The organism is Shouchella clausii, assembly GCF_002250115.1.
Taxonomy (GTDB): Bacteria; Bacillota; Bacilli; order Bacillales; family Bacillaceae_D; genus Shouchella; species Shouchella clausii.
This window is the reverse complement of record NZ_CP019985.1, coordinates 1724380-1741707: the sequence shown is the minus strand read 5'-3', so window position 1 is coordinate 1741707 and position 17328 is coordinate 1724380. Positions and strand designations below refer to the sequence as shown.

Sequence of the window (17328 nt, the reverse complement as noted above, 5' to 3'; positions counted from 1 at the left end):
CAATGTCTCCTCCTTATGAGCTAGTCCATAACGTAGCGATGCCTTCTAATGCGATGTACCCTGCCACTCCAGTAACAAGTACGGTAACCACCCCGAAAACCAATAATGGCGTTGGATGATGATAGTCGCCGACAATTTCTTTTTTGCGAGAGGCAATTAAGATTGTCGTCAATACGATTGGCAAAATCAATCCATTTAAGGCACCAGCTACGATCAATAACGTAACCGGCTGACCGATCGTTAAAAAAATGCTAGCCGAGATTGCAATAAATCCGGCAATAAACACGCTATTATATTTAGAGAAAAGGGGATGGAATGAACGTAAAAATGAAATGCTTGTGTACGCACAGCCAATGACAGAACTAATGGCGGCAACAAATAGAACAAGTCCGAACATATAATAGCCCGTGTCGCCAAGAACGACCAAAAACGCGGTTGCCGCTGGATTGCTTGCATCGAGGCTAAAACCTGCAGACACAACGCCGAGCACTGCGAGAAACAAAAATGTGCGCATGATGATTGTCGTGACAATTCCAAGCGATGCTGCCCTGCCGACAAAGTGGACGTTTTCTTTTCCAGTGATCCCGGCATCAATAAGGCGGTGCCCGCCGGCAAAAGAAATATAGCCTCCGACCGTCCCGCCAACAATCGTCACAATTGGCAATAGCAGCGCCAAAGCGTCATCGGGTACAAATGCCTTTATAAGCGCTTCTTGATAAGGAGGGCTTGTCCGTACCATAACAAAACCAACCATGACAAGCATCACTACACCACATATTTGCATGACACGGTCCATAATCGGGCCAAAGCGCTTAACTAAAAATAGCCCGATTGTTAATGCCGCGGCAATGAGGCCGCCTACACTTAAAGGCAAGTTAAAAAGAACATTTAACCCTAAAGCGGCACCGCCAATATTGGCAATGTTAAAAGCAAAACCGCCGAACAAAATTAAACCGGCAATGACATAACCAAGCCCAGGCAACAAGTTGTTTGCTATTTCTTGTCCACGCTTGCCTGAAACCGAAATCACGCGCCAAATATTCATTTGCACACCGATGTCAATAAGGAGCGACAATAAAATCGCAAATGCAAAACTAGCAAGGTATGTTTCCGTAAAGCTCGCAGTCTGCGTTAAAAAAGCAGGCCCGATTGCCGAAGTAGCCATTAAGAAAATAGCGCCGCGCAAAAACCGGCTGCGCTCCTTTTCAGATAATCGTTTTTCCATTTAAACACCGGGCCTTTCATTTAAATTTGTGATGACTTGCCAAATGAATGTGCAGCAACTTACAACGTCTTTCTCAAGGAGGCGCCAGCGCCGTTTGTCATCTTTACCAATTATTTTATTCACTTGTTTTATTGTGCAAGCCATTCCGCCTGTTTTAGCGCGATTCCAACCTTTCGTTGTTGCATCGCCAGTTCCTGCTGCAAATAGAAATATTGCGCTTCCTCCAAAGTTATTTTTTTAAAAGAAAATGTATCCCCTGGTCGCATTTGCGCAAGCTTGGGCAAATCAACAGCAGCAACTTGCAACATTCGAGGATAACCGCCTGTTGACTGCCGGTCAGCCATTAGTACAATCGGCTCGCCATCAGGTGGCACTTGCACGGTCCCAAACGTGACAGCTTCTGACAACAACTCCTCCTTCGTTTCACGTAAGAGCGGCGCTTCTCCCTGAAGGCGATAGCCCATTCGGTCGGAGTTGTTTTGAATCGTGAAGGACATGTCGAACACATTTGTTTGGCTCTCTTTTGTAAACATTGAAAAATGGCTGCCAGGAAGTGCCCGGACAACGGTCTCACTCAAAGTTGCCGAATCGCTCAATGACCCATTCACATGCCAATTCGAAACAAGGGGACAACCTTGCTTATCTGCTTTCTTTAGTAAAGGGGCAAGGTGCTCGGCAACCTTTCCAATCGGAAGGAGATCGCCTTTTTCCAATTTTCTTCCTTCGAATCCACCAAGCTTGGCGCGTAAATAGGTACTCCGGCTTCCTAGAACAGCAGGCACATCAATTCCACCGGCAATCGCTAAATACGCCCTGGCCCCTTGCCTGGCCGTTTTAAAAGTAAGCTCTTGGCCGGCAGGGACAGAAATGGCCGCTCCTAACGGGTATGGTTTCCCTTCCATGTAGGGGGTCATTCCTTTTCCCGCTACACAAATGAGACTCGCTTGTTTAAATAGAATCGCAGGGCCGAGAAGTGTCATTTCTAAGCAAGCCGCGCCTTCTTCATTTCCAACTGCAAGATTGGCACTGCGAAGAGCTAGCCTGTCCATTGCCCCGCCTTCAACCACCCCTTGATGGAGATAACCTTTGCGGCCAAGATCTTGGACCGTCGTCAACAGTCCCCCTTTTAAAATCGAAATGCTCATCGTCCCGCCTCTTTCATGTGCTCATATGTTTTCGCTGAAATCGCCTCAAACCGGACGCGATCTCCTGGGGCAAGCAAGCTTGGTTGTTTGCGCTCAGGGTCGAATAATACAAGCGGCGTTCTGCCAATAAGCTGCCACCCGCCAGGCGTTTCTAGTGGGTAGACACCGGTCTGGCCACCGGCAATGCCGACCGTTCCAGCAGGAATCACGGCTCGCGGCTGTTTTCGTCTTGGCGCGGAAATGGCCGGGTCCATCCCACCGAGAAACGGAAAACCAGGGGCAAACCCGATCATATAAACGAGATAGTCGCCAGCACAATGCCTGTTGATGACATCCTCGACGCTTAAATGATTATGGGCGGCAACCGCCGCTAAATCTGGCCCATAGTCGCCGCCATAGCATACTGGGATGGCAATCGTCTTTCCAGTTGAAGCTTGTTCGCTTTCCCCTAAAGCACCAATCCGTTCCCTTAGCAAACATTCCACTTTTTCACAAATGCTGCTCCCTTTCATGGCTGCGCCAGCAACGTGGGCAGGGTCAAAAAATATTGTTACTCCCGTATAACTTGGGACTGCTTCAATATAGCCAGGAAAACGACGCTTGTCCAAATCGTTCATCAACTGCCTAATCTGCGTATTGGTTGTATCATGAATGCCAGTGGCAAACGATACCGTCAACGCTCCTTCGCTTAAAGGATAAAATTGCAGGTGTTGTCCTCGCATATGCTCTCACTCCCTCATTTGCGGCGGCGCCTCGCATTCACAGATGTTTCAAAATAGTATATCATTCATTCCCTCAGCAAAAAAGCGATTCAGCCAAATGAAACGATGTCTGAACTTGTTTATTTAACATCAACAGACAACCTCGACGCATATAAATAATGAAGTCATCCGTTTAAGGATTGTGTAGCAACAAGGAAGGATTTAGCAAAAGGAAAGCGAACCATTTACACAGCATTGTAAGCGTTTACAATTAACTAAGGAGGGACTTTCATGAAAAGATCGGTTAAACCGCTGCTTATTGTGCCGTTGCTGCTGCCGTTGCTGGCCACTGGAAGCTGTGCGAATGAAGAGACAGTGACAACAAACGAAGTCGAACTAACATGGCTTGTCCGCAGCGACCCAAACTTAATTGAATGGGAGCACCGGGTCATTGAAGAGTTTGAAAAAGAGCATCCTGGAATTAAAGTCCGCTTACAGACGATTCCCCAAGGGGAAATTGACCAAAAGTTGCAAACAATGATTGCTGGCGGCAATGTTCCAGACGTTTGGTCGCCAAACTGGGCGGATTCTGGCTTTGGTGGTTACCATAAGCTAGGTGCTTTAAAAGATTTAACGCCTTATATCGAGCAAGATCCAGAAGTGGTAGAAGGCATTGACGAAACATTGTTGGATATTTACCGGACAGAGGAAGGGACTTTTGGGCTACCGATCCTATCGATGGGCTCTTTTCTTTACTACAATCGTGACTTGTTTGATGCGGCTGGCATTGAACCGCCGCCGACGGATTGGGAAGATAAAAGCTGGGACTGGGAGGCGATGATTGAAGCAGCAAAAGCGATTACGAACAACGATCTGCCGCCGACCCAGCGCGTTTATGGGATTTTGAATGACAATTCCCCTAACCGGGATGCATGGATGTTTGGCGGCGACTTATTCGCTCAGGAAACCTATGAAACAGGAGAACTAGTCGAGCCGACTGTGACAACAAACCCGCGCAATTACGAAGCCATCCAAGCACGGTACGATTTGATTAACGAACACGAAGTGATGCCGCCGCAAAGCGAGGTGGCCGCGCTTGCGCAACTAAGTGACCCATTTTTAAGCGGGCGCGTCGGCATGGTCATGAAAGGCGGTTGGGGGACACGCCAATACGCCAATACTGACTTAAACTGGGGGCTTGCAGCTTATCCTTATACGAACGAAGACCGGCAAATTCCCCTTTACGTCGATCCGTGGTCGATTGGCGAAGGCAGTAAGCATCCAGAGGAAGCATGGGAATTCCTCAAATTTTTAATGGACCCAGACAAAGCTGCCAAATGGATGGTCGAAATGACGTTAGAAAGCCCCGCTCATAGCGAGTTGAAAGAACTTTGGTATGAACTGATTTCCGAGCGAACAGGCATTTCAGTGGATGATTTGCGCAAAGCAGATGAAGGCGCACTCAAATACGGGCGCCCGACAGACAACCACTTAATTTCTAATTTTGCGCCTATCATGAAGCACCAAAACATGACCGTTAATGCTATTTACGACCGGCGCAAAGGCGTAGAGGAAGGACTTGAAGAGCTTCAGAACAATTTAAAGGCGCTAACTTATTAAGGAGGGATGATCGTGGCACAACCAACTTATCCAAGAGCGTTGTCAAAGTCAGCAAACAAAACCGTATCGATTGGGGCACGGCGTGAAGAAAAGTATTTTTGGCTGTTTATTTCCCCTTGGCTCGTCGGCTTTTTACTTTTTATTGGCGGGCCTATTCTTGCATCGCTGTACTTTAGTTTTACCGATTATGCCATCATGGACACAGCCACTTTTGTCGGCTTGCAAAACTTTATCAACCTTTTTTCCGACCCGCTCTTTTACCGATCGCTGTTTGTGACATTCGCTTACGCAGCGCTCGCCATTCCATTTACGATGATCGTCGGACTGGGACTGGCGATGCTTCTAAACATGAAAATAAAGGGGCAAGCATTTTTCCGCACATTTTTTTATGCCCCTTCGATTATTTCTGGCGTCTCCGTCGCTTTTTTATGGATGTGGATTTTAAACCCGCAATTTGGCATCGTCAATTCCATTCTCTATGAACTATTCGGCATTCAAGGGCCTGGCTGGTTTACCGACCCTTATACCGTCATTCCTTCCTTCGTGCTCATGCAGCTGACAGCAGTCGGCAGTACCATGATTATTTTTCTAGCGAGCCTTCAACAACTGCCAAAAGAATTGTACGAAGCGGCGGCCATTGACGGGGCCGGAGCATGGCGGCGGTTCCGCAATATCACTGTGCCGCTCATATCGCCTGTGATTCTTTTTAACGGCATCATCGCGCTCATTTCTTCCTTTCAAATTTTCACTCAAGCTTACGTCATCACAGATGGCGGCCCCGACTGGATGTCTTACTTTTACGTCTACTATCTGTTTGAAACCGCCTTTTTCCAAAATCGTATCGGCTACGCGTCTGCACAAGCATGGATTTTGTTTTTAATCATTTTCGCGTTGACGTTCTTGTCCCTCTATGTGTCAAGAAAATCGGTCCACTATGAATATGACAAGTAAGGAAAGGAGGCTTTTTGATGAAAGGAATCTTTCGCAAAACCAATTACGCGCCTGGGGAGCTGTCCACCGCCGGTAAAGTCTTCACTTACGCTGCATTAGCCCTTGGCCTTGCTTTCTTTTTGTTCCCCGTATTATGGATGGTGTTTACGTCGCTGAAATCGCTGGAACAAATTGTTTCAGAGCCACTGTCATTGCTGCCGAATAACTGGAATTGGAGCAATTACATCGAAGTGTTTCAAAACCACCCTTTTGGCACCTATTTATGGAATACAACGTGGTACACAATCGTCACCGTTTGCGGCACTGTGTTCTTCTCTGCCTTCATTGCTTTTGGCTTTGCCCGCTTCCGTGCAAGAGGAAAAACATTTTTATTTGCCATCGTGCTGAGCACGATGATGCTGCCGCCACAAGTGACGATGATTCCACAATACTTGCTGTTCAATAAAATTGGCTGGGTCGACTCTTACTTGCCATTAACCGTTCCAATGCTAGCCGGCAGCGCTTTTTTAATCTTTTTGTTGCGCCAGTTTTATATGGGATTGCCAAAAGAACTAGATGAAGCTGTCACTATCGACGGCGGCGGCTACTTTACGATTTTTTTCCGCATCATTTTGCCGCTGTCGTTTCCGGCAATGGCTACGGCTGCCATTCTTGAATTTATGTTTCGCTGGAATGACTTGATCGGACCGCTCATTTATTTGAACACGCAAGATTTGTATCCGCTTTCATTAGGGCTCGCCAATTTCACCGCTGCTTATGCAGCAACACCATGGCAGCTTTTGATGGCCGCCTCAGTGATGGCCGTCATACCGCCGCTCGTTTTGTTCTTCTTGGCGCAAAAATACTTTATCCAAGGTGTCGTGATTTCAGGGACAAAAGGGTAATGATTCAGGGAGAGAGTTGGCCTTACCGTTTCGGCCAATCGCTCTCCCCTGCTTTTTTAAGCAATTCGATATTAATAGAACACCATTCCATTAGGCGACAAGCCTTCTCCTTTTCCAACATCTACATTCCTCGATTCGCCAGTCGTGAAGCCCTTTAACACTAGGCTTCCGACGCACACTAAAAATAAAAATTTTTCCACTCTTCTTTAATGAGTCCGACTTCATGGCAGAGCGCCATTAGTTTTTGAATGCCCCAAAATTGGTCTCGGTTGCGTTGGTGGAGTGTAGACAATGCCTGTTCTGTCATTTTCTGCGCTTCTTCCATGCTGTGATGTTCAAGGGCGTGAACCACTTCTTTTATGTTCTCAAGAAAATAGACGGTCCGGCGCATCGTACGAATCAATAAAATTTGGCGGATATGCATGGGAGTGAACAATCGATAGCCATTTTCGGGATGACGGTCTGGATGGATCAGCCCTTCTTTTTCCCAATGGCGGATAGCCGAAGGAGGGACTTCTGTCAGTGTCGCAGCCTCGCCTATCGTCATATGGCTTTTTAACTTCTTCCCTTCGATTGGCGATAAATCTGGATTGCGGAGCAAGGCAAGCGTTTGTTCAGCAATCGTTTTTTCGTTGTAAAGCTGTGCCTGTTCTCCGCTAACAAGCCAAAAAGCCTTGTCCACGTCTCCGTCCTGGACGGCACAGAGCACTTTTGCTGTCAACGGAAAACCAAAACCAGGAATCATAGCGCGAAGACACCGGAAATAAGCGAGATGTTCATTCGTATAAAGGCGGTACTGATTGGCCGCCCGTTCTGGCGGTGGAATTATTCCCCAAGACTCATAATGGCGGAGTGCACTCGTGCTAATGTTCAGTTCACGCGCAATATCAATTGGCCGGTAATGCTTCATTGACGCCCTCCTTGCAAATTCGTGTTTTTACTATACCAATTGGCCAGCGTTCTCGCAAACCTTCTTACAAATCCTTAAAGTGCTACCCTAATGTTTTTTACAGCAAATCGCTTCGCATAGGAGAAACTTTCTTCAAACATTATCACTTGCATGACTGTTATAGAATAAAACTTGCTCCCTCTAAAAGAGCACACCATTTAAGGAGGTTTTTGCATGAAGGATATGATCCGCATTCGCGGCGCACGGGAAAATAACTTAAAGAACGTGTCACTTGATGTTCCAAAGCATCAGTTTGTCGTTGTCACTGGCCCCTCTGGATCAGGCAAATCGACACTGGCACTTGATTTGTTGCAACGAGAATGCCAACGCCAATATATGGAATCAAACGGAGAATCAGGAGAGTCGCTTGAAAAACCAGATGTTGATTCAATCGATGGCCTGTCCCCGTCCATCGCCGTTAACCAGCACCGCACCAACCGCAATCCTCGTTCAACAGTTGGCACGGTGACGGACATGTATACGTATTTACGTCTCATCTTCCAAAAGAAAGGCGAAAGACGGTGCCTAAACTGTCAAACACTGATCCCTCCGCCTGTCGACGAGCAAGAGGCAATCCATTGCCCTGCCTGTGCCCGTGTCCATGAACCGTTAACAAAAGCAGCGTTTTCATTTAATACACCAAGCGGCGCCTGCCCTTCATGCAGCGGCCTCGGCACGGTGACAGACATCAACAAAGATGCCGTCTTCCAGATGGACAAAAGCCTTGAAGAAGGCGCTGTCACCTTCTGGTACGATAGTGTCCGGCAATATTACACAGCTATCCTTGAAGCAGCGGGGGGCTATTATGGCCTCGACATCCGCGGAAATAAAGCGCTCAACGCATATAGCGAAGCTGAACTCGACTTGCTTTTCTACGGCGTAGAAAGCGACACGTTTGCACGCCATTTCCCACATACAAAACCACCTAAAACCGTAAGCAAAGGAAAATTCGAGGGTGTTCTGACTGGCATGTGGCGCCGCTACCAAGAAAAGAACGGGCAATCTGGCGAGGCTGCCTACTTTATCCTACAAGAGTGCCGAAGCTGCAAAGGCGAGCGCTTAAAAAAGGAAACAAGGGAAGTCACCGTCTGCAGCCGAACATTGCCTAGCATTTGCAAAAGCTCCATTCATGATCTACACCAATGGATTGGCGACGTGCAACGTTTTTACAAACAAGCTGATGACTCGTTGCTTCATACCGTTCTCCATGACTTGTCTGTCAAAGTTGAGCGTGTGATCCGCGTCGGCCTTGGCTATTTGTCTCTCGACCGCAATTCAGTTACACTTTCAGGCGGAGAAGCTCAACGGCTTCGCCTTGCCTCAATCCTAGGCTCGGGTCTCACAGGCGTCTTGTATTTGCTGGACGAGCCTACAGCCGGACTCCACCCTAAAGACACTGATGGGCTGGTCGACATTATGAAGCAGCTCTGCAACTTAGGCAATACCGTACTCGTTATTGAACATGATCCACGTGTCATTGCTGAAGCGGATCACGTCATTGACGTGGGCCCGGCCGCAGGGCGATTTGGCGGAGAAATCGTCGGCCAAGGAACATTAGTCGAGCTAATGAATCAACCGGCTTCCATTACAGGGACCTATTTAAAACATGAGCGCCGCCTGCAAGGGGCAAAGCGGCCAGGAAATGGGAAAACAATCACCATTCACAAAGCCAACAAGCACAACTTAAAAGACGTCACCGCCTCTTTTCCATTGCAAACATTAACCGCTGTCACAGGCGTTTCAGGGTCAGGCAAATCGTCGCTTGTTTTCGATGTCCTTGCCGAGGCGACGCCGTCTCATTTTGAAGGCTGCCAACATATTAGCGGACTTGAACACGTTGATGCGATCATTCGCGTCGACCAAGCGCCCCTTTCCCGGATGCAGCGTTCAAACGTAGCAACATACATGGACTTGTTCGCCTATCTGCGAAAACTATTTGCTGCATTGCCCGCCGCAAAAGAACGTGGATTAAGCGCAAAAAGCTTTTCATTTAATACGCCAGGCGGACGCTGCGACCGTTGCGAAGGACTTGGCCAAGTCGCCGTTGACATGCATTTCCTTTCCCACGTGCAAGTAGAATGCCCCGTTTGCCACGGCAAACGGTTTAAAGAGGACGTACTTGCCGTAACATTTAGCGGCTATACCATTGCGGACATGCTAAACTTACGGATCGAAGAGAGTTTGGCGCTATTTGACAGCCAAAAAAAACTAACTTCGCTGCTCCAGCTCCTTTGTGAAGTCGGCCTTGGCTACTTGCAATGGGGCCAGCCAGTTACAACGCTTTCCGGCGGCGAAGCACAGCGGTTGAAGCTGGCAAAAGAACTAGCCAGACATACGGCAGGCCATACTCTCTATTTGCTCGACGAACCGACAACGGGCTTGCACCCTTCTGATATTGAAAACTTGTTCGTTTTACTTGGAAAGCTCGTTGACGCAGGCAATACCGTCGTCGTTGTCGAACATACAACAGAATTGATTGCCGCATCCGACTGGGTGATTGATATGGGGCCTGGCGGAGGAGACGCTGGCGGGAAAGTCGTCGCAACAGGAAAGCCACAAGACATTGCGGAGGAAAAAGGCTCATTTACTGGCGCCTTTTTGGCTCCTTATCTGTAAGATCAAAAAGAAGCTCACAACACTTGCTGTGTGAGCTTCTTTTTTTGTTCGCTTTGGGGCTTCAGACATCGATTGCCGTTACAGATAGAAACTTGGATAGTAAAGGTAACCCCATTCAATGCAACATGTTTAACTGACAGTATCTAAAAGAATCTATGAACAATAGAGACTAATGGCAAAACGTGCTATAATTTGAGAATAATAGCATAACGGTTTACTCAAGGGTGGTCGGCACACTCCCACGAAAGGGGGTGTTGCTGTATGACAGTATTTGAAGGAATTTCCCTTATGTTGACGTTCGGGCTACTGATCGTTGCATTGCTGTCATTTCACAACCATAAAAAATAATCCACCCTTGAGTTAGTGGCTCAGGTGGATTATTCCTCCATCGGCCGATCCCCCTTGCAGGGAACCGAGCTATTATTTGACTGAAGGTGTGATGGCACCTTCAGTCTTTTTACTTTACTCATTTCTTATGATCAGTATACCTTTTTTTTTAGGAAAAGAAAACCCTGTTGTAAATTCAACCGGTGGAGCTTTGAAAAAAGTTTGATTAAAACGGCTTCGTTTTTCAACAGATGTCAATTGGGCTTTTATAACTGTGATCTTAAACAATTGCAATTGCTAAATAAGCTAAACAAAGACCCACTCTACCTACTTCTTTTTTCTAACAGGAACCCAAATTTCTGTCTTTGTATCGTTTCCTTTAACAAATTCAGGAGCTTTAGTTAATTCATAACCCGAGGTAGGGAACCACTCTGTATACACGCGCTCCCATGTCTTTAATAATGCGGTTGGCATTTCTCCTGCGACTTGAAATACCGCCCACGTTTGTGGAGATATCTCCAACTGCTCAAGTTCTTTGGGAAAAGGCTTGGTAGTGGCTGTAGCAACATAGTAATCGACGTCGCCATTCTCATTTGTCAGTGAAACATGTAATATACCCGAAAACGAGGTATTATCGAATGGCTTAATTTTTTCTTCGATCTCTTCGAGGTGCTCCCACAATTTTGGATTGAATTCGGTCCCACTAGACGCTACCGTTTCTTTTTTTCCCACAACAGTAAAAGCTTCTTTCTCAACAAATCTGTAATTCATTTCAACATCTCCCTTAATAGCTATTTGGAAGGTCATCCGAGGATAAGCTTTTAATGAGACGTCAGAATTTTTGACTGTATTAGGAGTTACTTCGTGTAGCGTTTGAAATGCCCTTGAAAATGAATCCGGCGATTTGTACCCATACTTCATGGCTACATCAATCACCCTCATGTCACTATTTTTTAAATCAAAAGCAGCTAAGGTCAAACGTCTTCTACGAACATATTCCGACAAAGATATACCTGCTATGAACGAAAACATTCGTTTGAAATGATGTTCAGAAAAGCAAGCGATCTTTGCAACCTCTCCATAATTGATCTCTTCATCTAGATGGTTTTCGACATAGCTTACTACTGCGTTCATCTTTTCAAGCAAATCCATTTGAAAGACCTCCTTTCGCTTTTAAGGATAACAAGATGATCATTCAATGATCCGATAAAACCTGTTCTTATTTGTAGGATGTGTCTATACAAACACAGCCAACGTTTTGTAAGCTTTAATTTCGTTTGTTTATGTAACTTGCTTTTATTCGCTACAGGGCTTCAGACATCGATTGCCGTTACAGATAAATATTTGGATAGTAAAGGTACCACCCTTTCGATGTAATTATTCACGAATTGGCTCAGTCAAAATTGATATCTGAAACAGAGTAAACAATATGCAAGGAGTACTTTGGGGAGATTTTAGTGGAGCACTCCTTATTCCCCTTTTCGGGGGATGTGTAAAAACACCCTTCTTGAATTATTGCACCCGTTTAGCTTAAGTACATTTCTTCACAATTTTAAAAAATTATGAACTGAAAAATCAGCTATTGCCCAATTAAGTTATAACGCCAATTATTGCACCGCATAAAGCTTCCTGGAGGATATTCGAATTCGCATTCAGAGATAAACTGAAAGTCAAGCTTCCGACAAATTGCATTAGAAGCAGGATTATCAATCGATGGGAATGCGTGAATGTATTCATATTTGTTCTCACGAGATGCTTCTTCTATTGCTAACTTTACTGCTTTTGTAGCTATTCCTTTCCCTTGATAAGAGGGTAGAATGCTCCATCCAGTTTCATATACACTTTCATTATTCCAAGTAGTTTGCCAATAACCTACAGAGCCCACTGGTTCTAATTCTGGTAACAATATAATGCTGTACATACGTCCTTTATTACCAAGCTCAAGATATCGTTTATGTCGTTTCAAAATCTGTTCTTTACTCTCTGGACCGCCAAGATGCTGCATCATTTCTGGAGCGTTTATACGAAAAAGTAAATCAAGGTCATTATCTTCCCAAGGCTTTATCTGAATGATAAGGTTACTTGCTTCCAAATTTTCTTCATCCCCTCACTACTTATTTATGTACTCTCTCTTTACGAAAGCTAAAAATCCTCTATTTAATAATATTGATGTTTAACTAAACTGCTCCGTTAGCTGTAGAAGGAATTTGCCTGTTAATCAAGATAATGGCCCGACTGTTTAACATGTAGGGAGCGGAGTACCATTAGATTTTTTTATAAACCTCTGCATAAGCAAATTTTAACTGCTCCCGTAGCGATTCGATTCGCTTTCTAATTTCTGGATTGTTATATAAGGTAGCTTTGCTAATTCCTGCTTCTTCCGCAACACTATTAAAGTTAATGTTACTATTGGCTCGTATGAGCTTTTGAATCGCATTATCAATTTTTTTACGAGTGTTGTCTTTTCTTTCCTCATGAAGCCGTTTTAAATGCTCTTTACGGTCATATTCAGTCATTTGTAATACCTTGCTTTCGTTTTACCCGTTCTAATCGTCCAACCATGTTTAATCGTGTTGTATATGTCTTGTGATCTTTCAAGATTTTTTTGATTTTTCTCTAGGATCTCTTCCCGACCATATTGCCGGGCAACTTCAATCATTTTAGATGTCGACTGTATATGGATCTCGTATTTAGCAGCGTCCATTTCTGATAAACCCACAGCTAAATCTTTCCATGGTTTACCACCATTACAAGTTAAGCAAGAAGGCTTCTCTGCATAGGGGCAGTTCCCATTCAATCTTGCAAGAATGTCCTCTGACAAAGGTTTTTCGATATCGGTCACTATTTGATATTTCCCGTTTAACTTTGCTAAACAATCTTGCTTTAAGCCTAATACATCTGAGATACGAAACCCTGTCTTAAAAACAATCCATACTACCGGTTGGACATCGGGATGTAAAGTGTCAATATTTTGAAATAATTGCTCTAATACATGATCAGGAATATAGTCAATTTGATCATGTGCCTTCCTTTTTATACTTTATTCTTCATTAATCCTGAAGTTAGTTTGTACGCACTATACGAAAGAGAGAATGCTCCTGTTATCCCTATAATTGCTCCCACACTGTTAGAACTAAAGAAAATACCTACGGCAAATAGGACAACCCCTATGAATCCAATCAGTACGAGAATCATTGGCTTACGTTCGATCACTCTTCACCTCACTTACGTTAGTTTTTTACCGCTCACACGCTTTTATTTCGTTTGTTTATGTAACTTGCTTTTATTCGCCTGTGGATAATGGAACAGGAGCCGGATCAAAAGCACTAGTATAAACACGATGCTGATTCCAACCCAGGTTTCAGCCAATGCCTCATTTACGAGCAAGCAAGCACCGTAACCAAGGATCGGCAACGTTGCCGCAAAGCAAGCAATTTTATAAAGCATTAAAAATGTTAATTTCCGTTTAGCTGCTAGCGCGATCGCCCTGGCCAATGCTGTCACAGCCGCTAAAAGGCTGTAAACAGAAAGGGTAAATAACGGAAAATACACAAACACAAAATAGACAAGAAACATAGGCAACGCCAAATCGGCAATAATTCCTTCTGACTGTAAAAATGTCTCAATCGACAATGGGATACAGACAAGGGCTGACAGCAAACCAACATATAAAAACGGGACGCCGATCCGTTCTTTGTTCAGTTGGAACGCCGCCTGTTTTTGCGGAAGTCGAACTGCAAGCCGCACACGTTTAAAAAATGAATTCATCGACAAGACCTCTTTGCAAAAAGTTATCATCCGTTCCTTCTATTATACACGTGCCTAAACAGATTGGCTGCCCCGATGCTATTTCAATCTTTCTGATTTTCATTCACAGAAATTGACATCTTGTCTATTGCCGCTTTAGCAGCCTATAAATTCCACATATAAAAACAGACATCCGTTTACTCATCGTTGTGAAGAGTGAGCGGATGTCTTGGTTTATTTTAGAACCTTATAAATTTACTACTATTTACTCGCTCGTTTATTTCTTGCTACGACTTCAATAATTTCCTTGAAATTGTCTGGTTCATGTCCAAATCGACCAACAAATACACCATCGACATTTTCATCGGCTATAATAGCACCCGCATTAACTTTACTCACGGAACCACCATAGATGATGCGAACTTTCTCTGAAACCTTTTGTCCATACAATTCATAAAGCAATTGTCGAATCATTTTATGAATCTTATGAACATATTCTGGAGCTGCTGCTTCCGCCTGACCAATCGACCAAATTGGTTCATAAGCTATAATGACATTTTCAAGCTTTGCTGAATCAATTGCCGTTAAGTTGGATACTAATTGTTGTCGTAAATGATCTCTGACGCTTTCTTTTTGCTCGATTGATTCTCCAATACATAAAACGGGTGTCATTCCGTGTTCAAGCACCAAGCGTGCCTTCTGGTTAATCATTTCATCTGTTTCATTAAAGTTTGCTCGCCGCTCTGCATGACCCAATTCCACCAAAGTGCCACCACATTCCAATAAAGATTCAATCGAATACTCTCCTGTAAACGCTCCATTGGCGACAGGGGCAATATTCTGTGCTCCATAACCGATATTAGTATTCTTTAATAACTCTGCAACGCAAGGTATCGTGCCTAAACTTGGAAAGATAAAAACCTCTAACTTCGATATCTCTTGGCAAAGCACTTTCACTTGCTGTACATACGCTCGTGTCTTTGCTACCGTATTCATATAAATTTTTAAACTGATCCCAACGACCGGTTTTCTATCCATCTTACTCACCGTGAGTTTGTTGCTCATATTGACAGATCTGATTGATCTTCCGTTCTGAACCTGTCCCTGATTGAAAGCCGTTGGCTAAATACTCTTTGGCAAGTTCTTTTGCGGAGGCAATGCCTTGCACAAATGCACCAAAGGTAATAATCTGTGCATTGTTGCTTAATTGAGCTCTCTGCGCGCCATACGACTCAAAAATTTGAGCTGCACGAATTCCTGAAACTTTATTCGCAGCAATCGCCATCCCAATTCCTGTACCACAGCACAAAATCCCTCGATCAATTACTTTGTCTTTAATGGCCTTCGATACTTGAAAAGCAATATTAGGATAATCAATATCTTCTTCACTATATGCACCAAAGTCAACGACTTCATAGCCTAACTCTTTGACGTAGGCTAATAATTCTTCTTTAAAATGAAAAGCATTATGATCTGCCCCAAATCCTATTTTCATTTGAATTCCTCCCTTACAAATTGATACATTTCATCCATCATAATAGCGATAGAAGTTGCGCCTGCGTCTTGATAACCAAGCGAACGCTCTCCTAAAAACTTAGCTCGCCCAAATTTAGCAACATAACCTTTGGTCTTTTCCACTCCCTGTTGTGCTGCACTTTTGGCAGCTGCCAAAGCTTCTACAAAAGTCGCGTTTTTATATTCTGTCAAGGCCGCGCTTGCAGGCTCTAACGCATCAAGCATTGTTTTGTCTCCGAGACTGGCTCTGCCTCTTATTTTTATATCATTAACAGCTTGACGGACTCCTTCGGAAAAGCTTGCCACGTCTATTTCAGAAGCTTCAGGCCTTATTTTTCCTAAGGCTAAAAATAAGCTACTAAACAGCACACCAGAAGCACCACCCATGGATTCCATCATCGCCGTACCTGATTTCTGAAAAACTTGGTTCACACTTGTGATTTCCAGCTCTTCTAGTTCTTTTTGAATCGCTCGGGCACCAGTAGCCATTCCGGCTCCATGATCGCCATCACCTATCTGTCGATCAATCTCTCCTAGCTCGTCTTCTTTTTGAATCAATACGTCTGCAATACGAAGCAGCATATCTTTAACTTGCTCCATTGTTAACTGATTGCACATTAATAGCTCTCCTTATGAAAGTAATGGGGACTCATCGCTTCCATTTGATAGAGTTCTTTTATTTCTTCTGTCAATATTTGAACAGTGAGTGAAAAGCCAGCCATTTCCTGAGTCGTACAAAAGTTACCAACAACCGTATCTAACACTAGAAATTCATTGTCTTCCAAAAGATCAATAAACTCATTCGTGATAATATACAACTCCATTAAAGTCGTTGAACCTAAACCATTTACACAGACGATCACTTCTTTTTCCGAATAAACCGTGATCTCTTCATCAAAAAGCGAATACATCCGTTTAACGAGCTCTTCAGCTGAAAAAATAGGCATTTTTTCTATCCCAGGTTCACCATGGATCCCTAAACCAAATTCAATTTCATCAGCGTTCAATGTAAAACTTGGCTTTCCATTGAGTGGATTTGTACCTGGTTTAATCCCTACGCCGATTGAATATGTTCGCTGATTGCATTCTTCGGCAATTCGTTGACACCGCTCTAATGAGTATCCTTTAGCAGCTGCTGCAGCTACTTCCTTTATTACAAATAAATCGCCAGCTATTCCCCTACGGTCCGCCCCATATTCCTTTGGAGCAGAAGCTATATCATCACTAATTGCCACATTCACTACAGCAATCCCGTCAGAATCTGCCATTTCCTTGGCCAAATCAAAATTCAGGACGTCGCCTGCATAGTTTCCAAACAGGCAGATGACCCCTGACCCTTGATTCGCTTCATGGATCGCTGCCAAAACGGTTTGTGGTGTGGGTGCGGCAAACACATTCCCTACAGCCACAGCATCGGCTAAGTTTTTCCCTAAAAGTCCAAAAAACAATGGTTCGTGACCACTCCCGCCACCAAGGACAATGCCCACTTTTCCTTCTTGCTTTTCTTTTCGATACAATACTCGATCATGTTCTTTCGATACAGCAATATGATCTCTTTCTGCTTTGATAAAGCCGTTTAACATATCAAAAATGATCGTTTCTCGTTGATTTAAAATTTTCTTCACTGAGTCCCCTCCTTGTCTTATAA

17 protein-coding genes and 1 pseudogene are annotated in these 17328 nt (G+C 44.4%); 5 read left to right on the top strand and 13 right to left on the bottom strand.

The features are described from left to right. Window positions 1-13: 13 nt before the first annotated feature. From BC8716_RS08410 to pxpB, 3 genes are all read right to left on the bottom strand, one after another. Window positions 14-1225, bottom strand: coding sequence for an NRAMP family divalent metal transporter (locus tag BC8716_RS08410; RefSeq protein ID WP_094424810.1), 1212 nt, complete (start codon window positions 1223-1225; stop codon window positions 14-16). A 128-nt stretch (window positions 1226-1353) separates the two neighbouring features. Next, on the bottom strand, window positions 1354-2370 hold the full coding sequence (locus tag BC8716_RS08405; protein WP_094424808.1) for a 5-oxoprolinase subunit C family protein: 1017 nt from the start codon (window positions 2368-2370) through the stop codon (window positions 1354-1356). After that, window positions 2367-3092 carry a 5-oxoprolinase subunit PxpB gene (gene pxpB, locus BC8716_RS08400; protein WP_094424806.1) on the bottom strand — a complete coding sequence of 242 codons (726 nt, stop codon included), beginning with the start codon at window positions 3090-3092 and terminating at the stop codon, window positions 2367-2369. Before pxpB ends, BC8716_RS08405 begins: the two co-directional genes overlap by 4 nt. 270 nt (window positions 3093-3362) lie before the next feature. Between pxpB and BC8716_RS08395 the strand changes: the two genes are divergently transcribed. From BC8716_RS08395 to BC8716_RS08385, 3 genes are read left to right on the top strand one after another with little or no spacing between them, the layout of a single operon-like run. Further along, window positions 3363-4691, top strand: a complete 1329-nt coding sequence (locus BC8716_RS08395) for an ABC transporter substrate-binding protein (RefSeq protein ID WP_094424804.1) — start codon at window positions 3363-3365, stop codon at window positions 4689-4691. A 12-nt stretch (window positions 4692-4703) separates the two neighbouring features. Continuing rightward, window positions 4704-5642: a carbohydrate ABC transporter permease gene (locus BC8716_RS08390; RefSeq protein WP_062745173.1), complete on the top strand. Its 939-nt coding sequence runs from the start codon at window positions 4704-4706 to the stop codon at window positions 5640-5642. 17 nt (window positions 5643-5659) lie between these two features. Next, a complete protein-coding gene (locus tag BC8716_RS08385) occupies window positions 5660-6526 on the top strand; it encodes a carbohydrate ABC transporter permease (RefSeq protein WP_062745172.1) in 867 nt (288 codons plus the stop codon). 178 nt (window positions 6527-6704) lie between these two features. On the opposite strand, the gene BC8716_RS08380 is transcribed toward BC8716_RS08385, so the two are convergent. Beyond that, window positions 6705-7436 (bottom strand): MerR family transcriptional regulator, encoded by a 732-nt coding sequence (locus BC8716_RS08380; protein ID WP_094424802.1) that lies wholly within the window; start codon window positions 7434-7436, stop codon window positions 6705-6707. A gap of 213 nt (window positions 7437-7649) precedes the next feature. Here BC8716_RS08380 and uvrA point away from each other — a divergent pair, with 213 nt between their 5' ends. Further along, a complete protein-coding gene (gene uvrA / locus BC8716_RS08375; RefSeq protein WP_094424800.1) occupies window positions 7650-10091 on the top strand; it encodes an excinuclease ABC subunit UvrA in 2442 nt (813 codons plus the stop codon). 261 nt (window positions 10092-10352) lie between these two features. Continuing rightward, window positions 10353-10439: a putative holin-like toxin gene (locus BC8716_RS22990; protein WP_220557514.1), complete on the top strand. Its 87-nt coding sequence runs from the start codon at window positions 10353-10355 to the stop codon at window positions 10437-10439. A gap of 306 nt (window positions 10440-10745) precedes the next feature. Here the strand turns inward: BC8716_RS22990 and BC8716_RS08370 are convergent, their stop codons facing one another. The 9 genes and pseudogenes from BC8716_RS08370 to BC8716_RS08335 form a co-directional block, all read right to left on the bottom strand. Then, entirely contained in the window at window positions 10746-11570 is an 825-nt protein-coding gene (locus BC8716_RS08370; RefSeq protein WP_094424798.1) for an AraC family transcriptional regulator, read from the bottom strand. A gap of 427 nt (window positions 11571-11997) precedes the next feature. Continuing rightward, window positions 11998-12510, bottom strand: coding sequence for a GNAT family N-acetyltransferase (locus BC8716_RS08365; protein WP_094424796.1), 513 nt, complete (start codon window positions 12508-12510; stop codon window positions 11998-12000). Window positions 12511-12721: 211 nt separating this feature from the next. Further along, a pseudogene (locus BC8716_RS08360) lies at window positions 12722-12934 on the bottom strand (DUF6262 family protein); the annotation flags it as partial. Then, complete coding sequence (locus tag BC8716_RS22985) at window positions 12931-13260, bottom strand: hypothetical protein (RefSeq protein WP_094424792.1); 330 nt, start codon at window positions 13258-13260, stop codon at window positions 12931-12933. The pseudogene BC8716_RS08360 and the gene BC8716_RS22985, both read right to left, overlap by 4 nt. A 413-nt stretch (window positions 13261-13673) precedes the next feature. Next, a complete protein-coding gene (locus tag BC8716_RS08350) occupies window positions 13674-14186 on the bottom strand; it encodes a hypothetical protein (RefSeq protein ID WP_094424790.1) in 513 nt (170 codons plus the stop codon). Window positions 14187-14426: 240 nt separating this feature from the next. Next, the gene (tpiA, locus tag BC8716_RS08345) at window positions 14427-15203 is read right to left on the bottom strand and encodes a triose-phosphate isomerase (protein WP_094424788.1); all 777 of its coding nucleotides are present in this window, start codon (window positions 15201-15203) and stop codon (window positions 14427-14429) included. 1 nt (window position 15204) lies between these two features. Next, window positions 15205-15660, bottom strand: coding sequence for an RpiB/LacA/LacB family sugar-phosphate isomerase (locus BC8716_RS22470; RefSeq protein ID WP_169715926.1), 456 nt, complete (start codon window positions 15658-15660; stop codon window positions 15205-15207). Beyond that, entirely contained in the window at window positions 15657-16298 is a 642-nt protein-coding gene (dhaL, locus tag BC8716_RS22465) for a dihydroxyacetone kinase subunit DhaL (RefSeq protein WP_169715925.1), read from the bottom strand. The genes BC8716_RS22470 and dhaL overlap by 4 nt, the downstream gene beginning before the upstream one ends. Then, window positions 16298-17305, bottom strand: coding sequence for a dihydroxyacetone kinase subunit DhaK (locus BC8716_RS08335; protein WP_094424786.1), 1008 nt, complete (start codon window positions 17303-17305; stop codon window positions 16298-16300). Before BC8716_RS08335 ends, dhaL begins: the two co-directional genes overlap by 1 nt. Window positions 17306-17328 lie beyond the last annotated feature (23 nt).